Raw genomic sequence first — 15491 nt, 5'->3', positions numbered from 1 at the left:
TAGACTATCATTCTTGTTAGGAGGGAATTGAATGAAAAAGCCAATTTTATTGGCAGCTTTGATAGCTGCATTATCTTTTAGTGCAGTTGGGTCGCCTGCTGTTTTAGCAAAATCAACTGAAACCGCTCACAATCAGTGGGATCATAAATTTGAGCAAATAGTCAGCAAGAGGATAAACGTTGATAATATTTATAACAATATTGATTATCTATCAAAAACACCGCGTGTCGCAGGAACTGAGTCCGAGAATAAAGCGGTCGAATTCATTAACAGTCAATTTAAAAAATACGGATATAAAACCGAAATACAAGAGTTTAAGTTTATCGGTTATACGCCTCCTGATACGGTCGAACTTAGTGTAGATGGTTTCAGCGGCGATCTGCAGCCAGGAGCCTTTACCTTCTCTGTGAACGGGGATGTTTCAGGACAGTTAGTAAGTGCGGGTTTAGGAAAAAAAGATGAGCTGCAAAATCTCGATTTAACCGGGAAAATTGCTTTTATTAAACGCGGTGAAATTCCTTTTGCCGAAAAAGTGTTGAATGCTGCTGAAAAGGGAGCTGTCGGCGTCGTTATTTATAACAATGTTGATGGCCCTTTAAATGGAACGCTTGGGACGGCGAATGATAAATATGTGCCGGCTGTTTCATTAAGCAAGTCCGAAGGAGAATCGCTTGCCTCCCTGCTAAATAATGGCCAAACATTGACAGCTGCTTTAACAATTGCAGGAGCCGAGTCGGGTGAGAGAACTTCCCATAACGTAATAGCAACAAAACCGCCGACATCGAAAAAGAAATCTACTAATGAAATCATCGTTCTCGGGGCACATCACGATTCGGTCGCCGGTGCTCCAGGCGCCAATGATGATGCATCAGGAACGGCAATGACGTTAGAGCTGGCACGCGTTCTTAAGTCTATTCCGACCGACACCGAAATCAGATTTATTACGTTTGGGGCGGAAGAAGAGGGTCTTCTTGGCTCCAGACATTATGTGAATAATCTGCCTGAAGACCAACTAAACCGGATCGTCGCAAACTTCAATCTTGACATGGTTGGAAGCAAAGATGCGGGAGACCTGATCATGCTTACACTTGATGGAAAGCCCAATCTGGTTACAGAATTGGCCCAGGCTTCCAGCACGAGATTTAATGGACAGCCAACACCGTACGCACAGGGCGGAAGAAGTGACCATGTGCCATTTGCGGAAGTTGGTATTCCGGCGGCTCTGTTCATTCACGACCCGGTTGAGCCGTGGTACCATACTCCAGACGATACAATTGATAAAATCAGCAAGGAAAAGCTGCAGGATGTTGCTGAAATCGTCAGTGCCGCCATCTACGATCGCGCAAAATACGATATAAAATGGCCAAAACCGAAAAAATCGAAGAAACAAAAGGCAGAGGAACTATATTACGAACAAAGTATTAAATAAGACTGAGATAAGGATAATCCCTTCAGTGGCACTACCGCTGGGGGATTTTTTCTGTGATTGCATATCTGAGGCAGACTATTTTAATATATAACTTGTTTTTTCTGGCTATTTTTAGATGGGGCTATGAGAGCGGCTGCTTTTATGGCTCATGAAGACCAAAACTGATTCGGAAAATAGGGAAAGAGGTCTTCATAGGGCTCATGAAGACCCAAACTCATTTGGAAAATAGGAGAAATGGTCTTCATAGGGTTGATGAAGGCCAAAACTCATTTGGAAAATAGGAGAAATGGTCTTCATAGGGTTCATGAAGGCGACAACTTATAGGAAATATGAGAGAAGTGAGCTATGAATACCATAAAGTAATAAATTATTGTCGGGAAAAGCTCTGTCTACTTTTAAAATATGAAACTCCGTAAATCAATAATTCACTTACTATAGAATCCCGCAGTTCATTGATTTTTAGAGAGTGTCAGTTGCAATAGTACGTTATTTTAAAAAATTAATAGTATATAATGAAGTGTGTTTTTATTTTTCGAATGTTGGATTCACCGTTCAATTAAGTATCTGGGAGTTGAGATTTTGGGAGAAATATTAATAGCATTCATACTGGGAATTGTTGAAGGGTTAGCGGAGTTCCTGCCTATTTCTTCTACAGGTCATTTGATATTGGTAGGACATTTGCTCGGATTTGAGGGGGAGAGTGCGAAAACTTTTGAGATCGTCATCCAGCTGGGGGCCATTCTTGCGATTTCGGTTTTGTACCGCGGGCGTCTAGTTTCTTTATTCAACATCAAGCCCATATTTCGAAAAGAACAGAAATTCAATGCGATACATATCATTCTGGGTGTGTTACCTGCAGTGATTGCAGGTTTATTATTGCATGACGTGATCAAAACATATTTGTTTCAGCCGTCCACAGTCGTGATTGGACTTGTCGCAGGAGCGATTCTGATGATTTTTGCGGAAAAGAAGAAACCAGAGCCGACTTCTTTTTCATTGGATGATTTAACTTACCGGCAGGCCCTAACCATTGGCTTGTTTCAATGTCTGGCCGTCTATCCTGGTTTCTCAAGGGCGGGATCGACGATTTCGGGAGGGTTGCTTGCAAGAGCCAGCTATAAAGCAGCATCGGAATTTTCTTTTTTGATTGCGATCCCTGTTATGATTGGTGCAACGGGATTGGATTTATTAAAAAGTTGGGATTATTTGAGCGCAAGTGATATTCCAATGTTTGCGGTAGGATTTATTACTTCTTTTGTTGTCGCGATGTTAGCAGTGGTAACCTTTTTAAAGCTGCTTGAAAAGTGGGGCTTAACACCATTTGCGTATTATCGAATTGTGTTAGCTATTTTGTTTACGGTATTCGTCTTGCTGTGAAAAAATAGATACGGGTGAAATAGTTTGTTGTTGAAATGAAACCAAAGTCTAGTCACTTTGGTTTTTTTTATGAAAACGCTTTGAAAACGTTAAAGAAATATTCATATCCAGAAGCGAAAATCTGCAGTAAAATTAATATTGTGAACTTATTCACATTCATATGGCATTCATTTGAAAGGATCTGGTTCCATGTCATTTTACCGGCCTGAGCAAATTGTTAAAATTAGTATTGAAAGCGGGGTAAAGAAAACCAAGTACCCGTTGCAGCAAACATTGATATTGGGTTTCCAGGCAGGCGCATTTGTTGCGCTTGGCTACTTACTGTACATACGTGTCACAGCTCCATTGCCGGCGGAGCTGGCTGGTTTAAGTTCCCTGATCGGAGCATCAGTTTTTCCAATCGGGCTGATCCTTACCCTGATTGCGGGAGGGGAGCTGCTGACCGGCAATATGATGGCTGTTCCACTCGCAAGGTTAGCTGATAAAATTGCGACGAAAAAGGTTATTTATAACTGGCTGTTGATTACGGTCAGTAATTTTGCAGGTGCGATTTTTGTTGCTTACATATTTGGCCATGTCGGCGGGCTTACCGAAACAGGTCCTTACTTAGCTAAAACCGTAAGTATAGCCGAGCACAAGCTTTCTGCATCCTATCTTGAAGCGTTTATATCGGGTATTGGCTGCAACTGGCTCGTTGCATTGGCGGTCTGGCTATCATACGGATCAAAGGATATGGCGGGGAAAATGATCGGAATCTGGTTTCCGACGATGGCTTTTGTTGCGATTGGATTCCAGCACGTCGTCGCCAATATGTTTGTCATTCCTGCTGCCATTTTTGCCGGCACATTCACATGGCTCGATTATATTCGAAATCTAGTTCCCGTATTTTTAGGCAATGCAGTGGGCGGTTCCGTCTTTGTTGCGATGGCATACTGGCATGCATACAAAAAGGATAAAACTTGGATACCCGATGAGACCGCTGCCCGCAAGGACACCCTCAAGATCGTGAAAGAGATGTAAAATAACGAAAGCTCTGTTCGAATTTTTTCAAACAGAGCTTTTTTTCGTCATTGATGTTGTTTTGGAAAATACACATTACGTATAGTATAGTTGGTCTATAGTTATAGGTTCAGACGGTACTTTATACAAATGCACAGTTGCATTAGAGGATGAGCGCAATAAAGCAGGAAGACTACCTGTGGATGAAGTTTAGAAATTAATCAAGAGCGATTTGATCTTTGGGTTACATCGAATGAGACAATTGATGAAGGTTGCCAAAAATGCTTTTTTAGACCATCTTGTCAAGGCGCCTCTTGTCCAGGTGAACAACCATGCCCAACTGATAAAAAACATATTAAGAAAGTATTAACAACTATATCAGGAGTTTCTTAAAAATGGAGCATTAAAACATGACTAATTTAAAACCTAAAAATATAGTATCACCTGCATTTTCAATCTCATTAATTATACTGTATATTGGTCGTCTGGTATCATCACTTGGAGACTGGATCGCTTGAGTTTGATTTTCGCAGAACATGCTCCGCATTATATCCCGCTGTTATGGTTAGCTAAGAGTCTTGCTTCATTTTTTTCTGGATTCATAGCGGGGACAATTTCTGATAGATTTGGGCATAAACAAACGGCTATGGTTTCGGATGTACTACGTGCCATAACAGTTGTACTAATGCCTAGTTGTATTGAAATACCGTTTATTCTACTATTATTAGTTTTTATAACGAGTTCTTTGGGTTCCTTTTTCTCCTCATCTCTTAATCCTATAATTTCGAGGATCACAGAGAATGAACCTTCATCACGACACCGTGTAAATTCAATTCTCAGTATGATTGTGCCATTAGCTCAATGATAAATAAAACATTTAAACTCAATGATCATTATTACGGAAAAGTAGATAGTAATTACTCTAAAAGAATTATGGATATTTATAATACTTTAAGGTTTGATAAGAATGAATATGAAAAAATGGAAAAATCAGTATCACATGGAGAATATCAGAATACTAATATTTTGTTTTATAAGGATCAGATTAATTTAATTGATTGGGATTCACTTTCAATTAGACCCCATCTATTTGATATAGTCTCCTCAACTTGTTACTTATGTAGAGATAAACGCGGGGATTTTATAATTAATGCAGAGAAGTTAAAAAGATATTTAGATCAAGAAAATCTAATAAGTGAAGAAATAAATAACCCTAGGAATATTGTGTTTTTAACTTTCATTCCTAAGGAAGATAAAATTGAAAAGTTTTATGTAGCTGGTCATGACCAGTTACATTGGTATTTAGAATGTACACTTGACTCAATGGAGAAATGTTTGAAGTACTTTTAGGTACTAAATTTTGCAAAATTAAAGCATTAAAAACATAAACGTCTACTATTCATTATTTGTTTTAATATTAGCAAGAAATTTAGTATTAATAGGGGGGAATTTGATGGATATTCGCAAATGTTCAAGAGCTTTGATAGTCAATGAATTTAATGAAATTCTTCTTGAGGAATTTGAGTTTAAAGACGTTATAGAAAATAAAGTGTTATGGGTAACTCCAGGCGGAGGTATTAATTTAAATGAAACTCCAGTTGAAGCTTTAAAACGAGAATTAGACGAAGAGCTGGGTATTATTATAGATATTAAAGATATGCCAATATTTGAGCTAGATGTATTAATTGAAGGAAAAAAAGGGTCTTTTATTAGTCGTGAAATTTATTATAAAATTAAGATTCAATCTAATACAAAACTGTCGATACAAAAGATGAGTGAAAATGAAAAAAACACATTTAGAGGATTAAAATGGTGGAGTAAAAAAGAACTGCAAGAAATGGAGGAGTTTGCGCCACGTGATATATTGAACTATTTTTAAGAGAAAGTAAAAAATACCGAGGGGTCCGTAGAAACCAACCAGATAATTCTATATGTAACTTTTTTGAGTAGTGGATATGAAAAGGTCCATTATTCTTTTTTTATTTTTTAAGATTAAAAATTAACCAATAGTGTTATTCAAGTCTGGCAGGGAAGTTTAAGAGTGCATATTTCTGCTTCTTTAATGAAGAGGGCGCGTGTCAATAATCTTCTATGTTTAAGTTCAAGTTAAGCGAGGAATCTCTTCGGGTTTAACATTCTAATTTTAATGAAATCATATTTCCTCATGCAATCAAATTCATTATTGCAACGCACCGCCCTTTAGTGTAACCGCGCGCGAATCGATTGCTTATAATTGGAATTTCCTCCGTCAATAAGGCGGCCCTGCGCTTATTTTTCATGTTTGGTTTCCATCTTATTTGTAACAGTGCTAAAATAAAACTATCAGATATAGTTTATTAAGCTGACAATATGGAGGGATCACGATGAGTGGACAATCGGTAACGATCAGCACTGCAAAAGCTGCGACCGAATTTACGGTGAACAGAATGGCCTGTTATCATCGCGTGAAGGTTCTTGAGGTCATAAGTCCCGGTAACGAGCCCATCTATCTGTTTTTCTATAAAAACCGCTTTATTCTAGGTAAGTCAACGAAAATATCCGACCATTCCCGTTTGAAAAAAGTTTTTACAGAAGGCATTATCTTTTCATCGCCCCATCCGCTTATTGATACGATGCTTCTTCAGCAGCATACCTTCCCATTGAAGTTGGAAAAACAGGTCCAGAACATGCTCCGAAAGCAATATTCTTCACAAGAAACTGCACTCATTCTCTCTTTTTTCGATTCCTTTATGCCAAAACACGCCATCATTGATACAATGAAAGCTTTCTTTTACGAATATCGACGCAATGGCCAGCTCCGCTTTGCTTATCAAATTCTCATGATTATTATTGATTTCGAACCGGAAAATACGTGGGCACAAGAACTTTCCCACCATGTGTATTATCAAAAATATAAGCTCCTTTATGACAGGATAGATCCGGAACAGCATGCGAAAGATTCCCTTTATTCCGAGATGAATGCCTTTTATCAAAAGGAGAGCGAGCCCCATTTTGCTTATTTGCAGACGGTTTTATCGAAGGAAGCCAGATGGCATGACCTGCTCGTCCTATACATCGATCATTTCCGCACATCAAGCTGTCCTGAAGAAAAATATTATGACCAGTTTATACAATTAATTACTGCTCATCTGTCAGAAAAAGAGCGGTCTGTCTTGTTATCGGATCCTTTTCTTAAAAAGGTTGTAAAAGGTAATCGGCTTCAGAAAGAAGTATTTGAAATGATGATTGATATCGGACAATTTGAAGATGCAATCAATCTGATCACTGAACAGCCGCGTTCCAATATTACCGGGCCTCAGCAACAGCAGTTATCCGAATTATTTGAAAAAAACTCTTTGAGCATCAAGAAATTACACTTGGAAAACCTGCGCACATACCTGATTCATGAAACAAGCCATGTCAATTTGGAAAAGATACTCCAAGCGATTATTCCTCTATTATTAAGTGAAAACAGCATCACCTATGTCCATAATTGGCTCCAGCCTTTGTTGGAAATTGAAAATTCCATTCCGACCATGAAATTAATTACGTCGATGTTTATCATTCAAGATGATCCGGATAAGCAGTTTACACTTGGCCAGTATTATCACAAATTTAAACAGTACGAGAAAGCGATAGAGTGCTTTACATGGGAAATGGAATTAAAACCCGACGATCCGAATCCTGTCCAGTGGTTGACAAAGGTTTACCGTGAACTCGGGATGGTTGAAGAATCGAATAATTACCTGTACATCTACTCCAATATGCAAAAAGCTTGAATCGGCAGGTCGCCTTAATTTTGACGCCTAGTCCCGGCTTATAATGAACAATTTCCGCATAAGCCTGCTAGAAATGATTTTTTAAACACGTAATGAGAAACATATTTTCAAAGTCACCCAAGCTGAAAAAGATTGGCAGAACAATTCTTTCAGTAGTTCTGCTATAATTTAGAAATAATAAAGATATGGAACAAGGGTGATGATCTTGAATAAACAAATGAAGACCGGACTGGTGCTTGATGTTGAGACTACAGGACTTAGTCCAAAGTCAGATGAAATCATTGAGCTTGCTGTAAAGTTATTTTCTTATCGTGAGGATACAGGAGAGGTGCTTGAGATCATTGATGAGGCTTCTTTTCTAAGAGAGCCAATCTCAACATCTGCCCGGCAAAATTATGACCAAGCCTTTAAAATTCATGGTATCCCTTATCAATCGGTGATGGGCAAAAGCTTTTATGATGCGAAAGTGACATCATTTTTTTACAGGGCGGATACCGTACTGGCCCATAATGCATCCTTTGACAGGAGTTTTTTATACTGGATGTACCCGGAGGTTAACGATTTAAAATGGTATTGTACAATGAAAGGCGTTGCCTGGAAAGACTATGGTTTTCCCAACAGCAAGCTTCTGACACTATTAAAATCACATAGTATTACCAACTACCAGACACATAGGGCGTTAGATGATATTACATACTTAATGGAATTGCTTAAAAAGATAAGCCCTCAAGGAGCTCCATACCTTAAAGAGGTTCTGCAAAAGCTCCCGATGAGCAAGTATCAACCGGCTGGGGCCAAAAAAAGTTACAAGCGTTCACTTGCTATGGAGGAGAATGGCAGGCATGCAATAAATGAATAACTATTCATAATAATGTAACTTTTTGCAATTTATGTATGATGAGGCTCCTTCACTTTAAGGTCGGAAGTGGGGGAGTGTTGCATTAAATAGGAGCTGTTAAGTGCTTAGAGCATTTTTTTGTTGAACTAAAATTTGATACGAAAGCTATTTATAAAAGCTAAGAATTGTTTTTGTGAATCGAGTAAAATCGTCAAGGTGAAGCTCGATTACTTTTTGAAGAATATTCAGTTGAATAGTTCGATAGTCATGTACAGCGATATTTCTAAATCCAACCATTGCTTTCATTTGTCTGCTTAATTCATCATTAATAATTTTTTGTGAGTGCAGAATGTCAAAAGCATCTCTGCTTGATTGCGGCAAACCAAGCCCTTCTGTGGCAATGATGTGCATGGCGATATCAATACAAGCTTCGCAGGATCTTTGAATATTGAGGATGATCGAGTCCTGCTTTGTAAAATTGTTTAGATTGTCCGGGTTGTCTTTATATTCTTCACGAACCCTCTTTATACAGCGTTCAATAATACTGACTTTATTAAGGATGACATCATTTTTCATAGATAATCCCGCTTTCAAAAATTTTATCTAATATAACCTGCCGTTCTTCGTTGAGCTTTGCATACATTTTTAAAGTCTTCATCTCGAACGCTCTTTTTGCAGCTTCATCAGCACAATAAATCGTTTTTCCCGTTGTAATAATTTGAGCTTGAAAGACGGTGGACGACCGGGACAAATCAATAAGGTCAACATCCCTTTCCGCATAATCAGCGAGCTGCTGAGAGAGAATAAATAAATCGTATGGTGTAACCGACTTATTGCTAAAAAAAGCAATATCGAGATCGCTATTTGGGTTTGCTATTCCTTTCGCTGCCGAACCGAATAGGATAACAAAAACTGGTTCAAGTTCCGTCACCAAAGTGTTTATGATTTTCTTACATATCAGTTCGCTCACCTCAATCACTCCAACTCGTTATTTCCTAGTTTAACTTAATTTTAAACAAGAAATTAAGGTTTTAAAATCTTTTTTTAAAAGATCATATAGAAAATTGAATGAAAGAAGATAATAGATGTTCCTCGAACAAAAAAGCCGACTGTCCCAGACACAATCGGCTTTAATCATTCTTTGCTGTGCTGTCAGTTTCCAGCCATGTTTGGGACCATTTTTCTATTTCTCTCATCAGCGGTTCCAGAGATAAACCTTTTTCGGTCAAAGAGTATTCGATTCGAACAGGAGTTTCTGGAAAAACTTCGCGGTTCACGATCCCCTGATTCTCCAATTCCTTTAACCTTTCTGAAAGCAGTCTTCCGCTCACGCCAATCGCAGATTCGATCGTACAAAAACGCTGTGGACCCGACAGCATTTGGTAAATGATCAGCCCTGTCCATCGCTGGCTTAAAATACTCATCGCTTTTTCAAACCTCGGGCAAAGAGCAGTTTTATTCATGTCTTCCATCCTCCCGTTGTTAATAGTATATCCTATTGTGAAAAATAATAACATTATTTTATACAATTAAGTTACTTGACATTATTAAATTACAAAAATATAATTACTTACATAAAGTAACTAACTTTAATGTTGAGAAAAATAAGGAACAGGAAACAATAAGCAAGAATGTAGTATATGTTAGTTGGAATGAATATTTATACATGGGAGGGTTTTATGGAATTTCATCGCCAGCCACACACATTCGTTCGTCAAGTTGACCTAAAAGTAGAGAATTTGGAGCGGTCTTTAAATTTTTATCAAAACGTGATTGGGTTTCGCGTCTTGGAGCAATCAGCCGGAAAAGCGATATTAACAGCAGACGGGCGAACTCCCCTGTTGTCGATCGAACAGCCGGAAAATGTGGTTCCGAAACAGCCACGCACTACAGGTTTATACCATTACGCACTGTTGCTCCCGAAACGGTCCGATTTAGCAGCGGTTTTAAAGCACTTTATCAAACACGGTTATCCATTGCAAGGAGCTTCTGATCATCTTGTCAGTGAAGCGCTATATTTAGTAGACCCGGATGGAAATGGGATTGAGATTTATACTGATCGGCCTGCTTCAACATGGGATTGGCACAATGGTGAAGTAGTGATGGCAACCGAACGGTTAGACGCAGAAGACCTTCTTGCGGAGGGGAACGGTCAAGAGTGGAACGGTCTTCCTGAAAGAACATTGATGGGGCATATCCATTTGCATGTAGCCGAATTACAAAAAACTGAAGAGTTTTATATTCAGGGTTTGGGATTTGATATCGCAACCCGTTACGGAAATCAGGCATTGTTTATCTCTACCGGCGGATATCATCATCACATCGGATTAAATACATGGAACGGAGTGGGGGCACCGGCGCCTGCTGATAACAGTGTTGGATTGAGCTCGTATTCTTTACTGCTTCCCACTGCTGATGCGAGAACAGAAGTGATCGAACAGCTCAACAAAATCGATGCGAAAGTGTGGCAGGAAAACGGGGTTTTCATGACTGAGGATCCGTCCGGAAACAGGATTCAGTTAGTAATTTAAACTTTGTAATCAGAAAAAAAGAGGTGCAAGTGAACAGACTACACCTCTTCTTAACAGTGCACTGGCTAAATGATCCGACAAAGTTTCAGTCTATTATCTACAATAAATTAGGACGCAGCCCGAGATGAAAGGATGCAATTCTATATTGTCTTAGAAAGTAACACGATACACTAGCATATTTCTGCAATAATGTGATTGATTTAGCTAAGATGCTGGCTATGTTCAGATGAAAGATAGAAAACACCGTGAGATTTCCGTTCCTACCCTATGAAGAATGTCGATATATAAGGATACAACGAAGTTTCTAGGATGGACGGAAAGTCAGACGCTCCCATATCACTATGCGCGTGACAGCGTCGTTAACAAGTAGATTAAAGCCCTTCACTGCGCTATATCCACGCTTTAGGGGAATGACTCAAGGGACTGTATTAATCCAACATAGGGCAGACTATCTGCAGTAAGAATAATTCATTCCAAAGGACTTGCAAATAAGTACTATGCTGCACCAACGAGGCTGTCGGAATCATGAAGAGACAAAGTTGAGTCTGTACTATGGAGACGAAGTCGTTTTAGCTTATAGATTGATACTAGCAGTACGGTATCGAAGGCGACGAAGTGTCTGTAGAGGTATCGTTATGTCGGCAACGGAAACACTCAAGGATGAGTGGGGAAATAAGGTAAGGATGTTCGTACCGTACTTGCCGTCCTTTTATAGAATCTGCAGAAGTTTCAGTATTGCGTTCTAAAAGAACACATCAAAATTTATCACAAGCATTGATCGGATCAAGACTAGTGGCCCTCGTTTACCCAAAAGGCAAAATGGGGAGGAGAGGTATGCTCGCTTCATGGAAAGAGAACTGGATGAGTTTTTGTAGTAGGCGGTAATCAGATGGGTGGTTTCTTATGTGAAACCCAAAACTAGAAATGTTTTATAACAATGGAAGAAACTGGAAATAAAATAGAAATGCCCATCTCTAAGAAGTTGGCTAAGAAAAAGCCTAAGTTCGGGGAAATTATACATAATAAATATTGGCGTATGTAACCCCATACTGCTCAACACACATTAACTCGCATAATGACAAGATCCAGGACAGAAGAGTATACAAGGACCTAATCCGTCAGAACTTAAGGGAATCGCTTATAACAAACGTTACATACGGTGGTGGGAGAGGACGGTGGAAAAGTCCCCCCCTGATGCTCCACTGTTTTTCCTATATGAATAGTTAATAGTATCCGAAAATGCAAAAGCAATAGTAAAGCAACAGTAGCTATAAATGGCAAAGGTATTCACCCTTTTCCCCGCTCGTTAGAAGAACTGACTGAGTTTTAGCTAAATTAAAATGAGCGACTATGCTCCTTTTCTGATTCTAATGAGGAGTTTTGTTCCTCCTCATCGATTGTATCTACGCGAACGAAAATAAACACAAAGGAAGTGATTAAGGTCGTAACGCCTCCAGCGAATAGAAACAATCCACCAGTTCCTAAATTTTCAATCAAAAAAGCGCCAATCAGTGGTGCTATTAATATGGGAATGCTTTGTATACCTTGAGAAGTTCCATAAATTCTTCCCATCAGATCTTGTGGAGTTTCTATTTGAAGAATATACCCGAAGGAGATAGAATATCCCGACCCAATGAAACCGACGGAAAACCAGACAACGATCCATAGTATAATAGATTTAGGAAGATAACCTAACTCGCCTATACCTGCAACGGCGATAAGAGATCCTACCAAGATTGCAGCTAAAAACATAAGTCGTAATGGGTGGATTTTTTGACCTAACTTTCCTATAATAATTGCTCCAATAACACTTCCTAACCCTATAGAGCCTATTAAGATACCAAATGATGACTCAGATAATCCCATATCTTTTGCCCATAAAGCAAGAAAGCTGTCAAACAGAAAAACAAGAAAGGTTCCAACAAACATAAAGCCCATACCGAGAATCAGATTACGCTTAGTAAGGATATGTCTCCATCCGTCTTGAAAATCTTTCCAAAATGAAATTGGATTTAATTTTGCTTTTGTAGCGGATATATTCATTCGTGGCAATCCCAAAAGAAAAAAAGCAGATATTAAATAGCAAAGTGCATTTGTGATGAAAGCTATATTAGGACTAAAGGTAGTCACAATGATACCACCAAGGGTTGGAGCTAAAATTTTAGATGTATGGACGGAGAGTTGACTAAGTGAGTTCGCTTGAAGCAGATGTTCCTTTGGGACAATAAAACGGATAGCGCCTTGTCTCGCCGGATCGAATAAAGTTGAAACAATTCCATTTAGAATAACAAGAGTTAAGATAACAATTAAGTTCGGGGCAAAAATGTACCCGGTAACTATAATGGCTCTTAACAAATCACAGATAATAAGTAGCCTTTTTTTAGGCAAAAGATCCGCCCAAACACCAGAAAAAGGGCTGAATACAATCCAAGGAAGAGACATAGCGATAGGAAATAAGGCTATCTCTACAGGAGATAATTGCCATCTGTAAGCTAATAATATGCCGATAGCTAGAAAACTAAACCAGTTACCAATGTCTGAGACTACTTGTCCAGCGAATAGATATCGGAAATGACGGTTTCTCAATGGAGCAAAAAGAGAACGATGCTTCATTTTTAGAGATATCCCCTTTTAGATTTCAATTTATCGTGGCTCTTTATGTGCAAAGAGACCAGACTGACAAGAAAATACTGATTGGTGCTACAAATGACATTTACTTTTTTTGGTCTTTGTTCATACTTTCAAAAATAATTTTTCGTCTTTCCTTTGCCTTAGCAATGAGATTATTTGGATCTTGAACGGGGGGTTTTTCTTCTCCTTCAAGCTGTTTAATTGCGCCATCAATCCATTTTAATTCCAATTGTAATCGTTCTTTTACATATGCAATTCCTAAAGCTCCAAACTCACTGATTGATGAGAATCCATTCCTTTCCCAATTATTATAATGTTTTAACATCGATAGAGATTCGCCGTACCGTAACTTTAGGTGCTCAATTAATGTGGTACGTGCTTCCGGTAAACCAGTTTCCCAAAAGCTCAATTTCATAAATAGTTCATCTCGCGTAACAGGATAGGCTGGAGGCTTAATTAACCAGTTTGATAGAGCCCGCCAACCCTTTTCGGTTAATTCATATACATTGGTTTTCCGGCCACCTTCTTCTGAATGATATGTATAAATTAAACCTTCAATTTCCATTCTTTTTAATTTTGGATATATACTTCCATATCCTACCCTGCCCCAGCCCATGTTACGTCCCTTATACTCTACTTCTGTTTGTATATCGTATCCTGAACAAGGTTTCCAACTAAGAACTCCTAGGATGATATTTTCAATCGACACATGCTCACCACCTATAGATAAGATAGGTCTCAACTATATATAGATTATACAAAAAATTAAAAATTGTCAATGTAAAATAAATTCAACCTATTCAGTTTATTTGATTGGCATAAGTAAGAGAAAATGAGAAGGTGTGGGTAAGGGTTTACTTGTGGGTTTTAAGCAAAATAGCCAGTCCAAGACTGACCATGTACTTCTTTAGTTTTAACCATGATGTTACACAGTAAACCAACTGATTAGTTCTGTACATTTGATATTGGTAAATTGTTTCCGCTCGTCCAATAGTATAATTCTTCATTAAGGGCGCCTGCTCATAATATGTTCATGGAGAAGCGTCCTAAAAACTACGATATTGGATTTTTCAATCATATACGCATCCATATAAATAAAGTGCTACGGCAACATTAGAGTAATATTTGGTATTTTAATGAATCGAATCTTGCCATGAGAAAAATCTATTATTAGCTCTAATATAGGCTGGAATGAAATTACGGGAACCATAATATAGGTGGTGATATTTCTCTAACAGTTTGCCCACCATCTCTATGGAAGCTGGGTTTGTCCTTACTGTTTTTTAAACATGGAACTAATCATATGATTCCATCTGTCGGGCGAAGTCTGAAACCGGACGGAGGAATCACAAGCACAAGAAAAGAAGGACACTGTGTTATTAAATCGATCACCTAATTTATCGAACATAGCCTAAAGCTAAAGGTCTACAAATAGAACACCGCATAGACTATCCTTATAACCGTAGGTTTCTTGGTTGGGTTTCCTGGTCCATACTGAGTCGATATTCGGACTAAGCAAACAAAGTATAATACAGCGAAGTGGCAAGTGCAGAAATATTAACTCCCGATCAACGTCGTATGCAATGGAAGATCATATAAAGGAACTGAACTATATCTAGTTGGCTCATGTCGCTACTTCTCGTTAGAAATCGTACGAAGCAAAGTTAAAGAATTGAATAGCCGTTAAGACGAAGGTTTAGAAGGTTTTTATAAAGGTGCGGAACCTAGGCCAGAAACTCACAAGATTCGGTGTGCCGGGAACAAAGGATATAAATGGGGGCCACTCTTGGCAGAAATAGTGCTAAATCCTAAACTTATATAAACCCCTGACGATCCTATTGGAGCAGTCAAGGGCTTAATTGTTATACGCGTGCCCAGCAAGCCGTTAATTGCTAGTTGGTGAAAGTCCAACCCGAGTAAGTGTCAAG

At 38.7% G+C, this 15491-nt stretch carries 14 protein-coding genes; 9 read left to right on the top strand and 5 right to left on the bottom strand.

The window, feature by feature from the left end:
* Positions 1–31: 31 nt before the first annotated feature.
* The 8 genes from CVD23_RS10575 to CVD23_RS10540 all read left to right on the top strand — a co-directional run bounded on the left by CVD23_RS10575 (position 32) and on the right by CVD23_RS10540 (position 8422).
* Entirely contained in the window at positions 32–1429 is a 1398-nt protein-coding gene (locus CVD23_RS10575; protein WP_101665977.1) for a M28 family peptidase, read from the top strand.
* A 579-nt stretch (positions 1430–2008) separates the two neighbouring features.
* Complete coding sequence (gene bacA / locus CVD23_RS10570) at positions 2009–2806, top strand: undecaprenyl-diphosphate phosphatase (RefSeq protein ID WP_101665976.1); 798 nt, start codon at positions 2009–2011, stop codon at positions 2804–2806.
* Positions 2807–2995: 189 nt separating this feature from the next.
* Positions 2996–3826: a formate/nitrite transporter family protein gene (locus tag CVD23_RS10565; protein ID WP_101665975.1), complete on the top strand. Its 831-nt coding sequence runs from the start codon at positions 2996–2998 to the stop codon at positions 3824–3826.
* 493 nt (positions 3827–4319) lie between these two features.
* On the top strand, positions 4320–4670 hold the full coding sequence (locus CVD23_RS22865; RefSeq protein ID WP_180955629.1) for an MFS transporter: 351 nt from the start codon (positions 4320–4322) through the stop codon (positions 4668–4670).
* Positions 4667–5155, top strand: a complete 489-nt coding sequence (locus CVD23_RS10555; RefSeq protein ID WP_180955628.1) for a hypothetical protein — start codon at positions 4667–4669, stop codon at positions 5153–5155. The genes CVD23_RS22865 and CVD23_RS10555 overlap by 4 nt, the downstream gene beginning before the upstream one ends.
* Before the next feature lie 103 nt (positions 5156–5258).
* Positions 5259–5684: an NUDIX domain-containing protein gene (locus CVD23_RS10550; protein ID WP_101665973.1), complete on the top strand. Its 426-nt coding sequence runs from the start codon at positions 5259–5261 to the stop codon at positions 5682–5684.
* Positions 5685–6168: 484 nt separating this feature from the next.
* Positions 6169–7563, top strand: coding sequence for a tetratricopeptide repeat protein (locus tag CVD23_RS10545; protein ID WP_101665972.1), 1395 nt, complete (start codon positions 6169–6171; stop codon positions 7561–7563).
* Positions 7564–7768: 205 nt separating this feature from the next.
* Positions 7769–8422, top strand: coding sequence for an exonuclease domain-containing protein (locus tag CVD23_RS10540; RefSeq protein WP_374702632.1), 654 nt, complete (start codon positions 7769–7771; stop codon positions 8420–8422).
* 144 nt (positions 8423–8566) lie between these two features.
* Here the strand turns inward: CVD23_RS10540 and hepT are convergent, their stop codons facing one another.
* The 3 genes from hepT to CVD23_RS10525 form a co-directional block, all read right to left on the bottom strand.
* Positions 8567–8977, bottom strand: coding sequence for a type VII toxin-antitoxin system HepT family RNase toxin (gene hepT, locus CVD23_RS10535; protein WP_101575238.1), 411 nt, complete (start codon positions 8975–8977; stop codon positions 8567–8569).
* Positions 8967–9371, bottom strand: coding sequence for a type VII toxin-antitoxin system MntA family adenylyltransferase antitoxin (gene mntA, locus CVD23_RS10530; RefSeq protein ID WP_101665970.1), 405 nt, complete (start codon positions 9369–9371; stop codon positions 8967–8969). Before mntA ends, hepT begins: the two co-directional genes overlap by 11 nt.
* Before the next feature lie 160 nt (positions 9372–9531).
* A complete protein-coding gene (locus CVD23_RS10525) occupies positions 9532–9864 on the bottom strand; it encodes a winged helix-turn-helix transcriptional regulator (RefSeq protein ID WP_101665969.1) in 333 nt (110 codons plus the stop codon).
* A gap of 216 nt (positions 9865–10080) precedes the next feature.
* Between CVD23_RS10525 and CVD23_RS10520 the strand changes: the two genes are divergently transcribed.
* Positions 10081–10932 (top strand): VOC family protein, encoded by an 852-nt coding sequence (locus CVD23_RS10520; RefSeq protein ID WP_101665968.1) that lies wholly within the window; start codon positions 10081–10083, stop codon positions 10930–10932.
* A 1335-nt stretch (positions 10933–12267) separates the two neighbouring features.
* Here CVD23_RS10520 and CVD23_RS10515 read toward each other — a convergent pair.
* Both CVD23_RS10515 and CVD23_RS10510 read right to left on the bottom strand, forming a co-directional pair.
* Positions 12268–13545: an MFS transporter gene (locus CVD23_RS10515; protein WP_101665967.1), complete on the bottom strand. Its 1278-nt coding sequence runs from the start codon at positions 13543–13545 to the stop codon at positions 12268–12270.
* 100 nt (positions 13546–13645) lie between these two features.
* Entirely contained in the window at positions 13646–14272 is a 627-nt protein-coding gene (locus CVD23_RS10510) for a PadR family transcriptional regulator (RefSeq protein WP_180955627.1), read from the bottom strand.
* Between the last annotated feature and the right edge of the window lie 1219 nt (positions 14273–15491).

The organism is Bacillus sp. V33-4, assembly GCF_002860225.1.
GTDB lineage: Bacteria > Bacillota > Bacilli > Bacillales > Cytobacillaceae > Bacillus_BJ > Bacillus_BJ canaveralius.
This window is presented reverse-complemented; position numbering and strand designations above follow the sequence as displayed.

Excerpts from the sequence above, each read along its gene's own strand:
- CVD23_RS10575 (WP_101665977.1), top strand. The coding sequence starts at position 32 with ATGAAAAAGCCAATTTTATTGGCAGCTTTGATAGCTGCATTATCTTTT.
- CVD23_RS10565 (WP_101665975.1), top strand. The coding sequence starts at position 2,996 with ATGTCATTTTACCGGCCTGAGCAAATTGTTAAAATTAGTATTGAAAGC.
- CVD23_RS10555 (WP_180955628.1), top strand. The coding sequence starts at position 4,667 with ATGATAAATAAAACATTTAAACTCAATGATCATTATTACGGAAAAGTA.
- CVD23_RS10550 (WP_101665973.1), top strand. The coding sequence starts at position 5,259 with ATGGATATTCGCAAATGTTCAAGAGCTTTGATAGTCAATGAATTTAAT.
- CVD23_RS10545 (WP_101665972.1), top strand. The coding sequence starts at position 6,169 with ATGAGTGGACAATCGGTAACGATCAGCACTGCAAAAGCTGCGACCGAA.
- hepT (WP_101575238.1), bottom strand. The coding sequence starts at position 8,977 with ATGAAAAATGATGTCATCCTTAATAAAGTCAGTATTATTGAACGCTGT.
- CVD23_RS10525 (WP_101665969.1), bottom strand. The coding sequence starts at position 9,864 with ATGAATAAAACTGCTCTTTGCCCGAGGTTTGAAAAAGCGATGAGTATT.
- CVD23_RS10520 (WP_101665968.1), top strand. The coding sequence starts at position 10,081 with ATGGAATTTCATCGCCAGCCACACACATTCGTTCGTCAAGTTGACCTA.
- CVD23_RS10515 (WP_101665967.1), bottom strand. The coding sequence starts at position 13,545 with ATGAAGCATCGTTCTCTTTTTGCTCCATTGAGAAACCGTCATTTCCGA.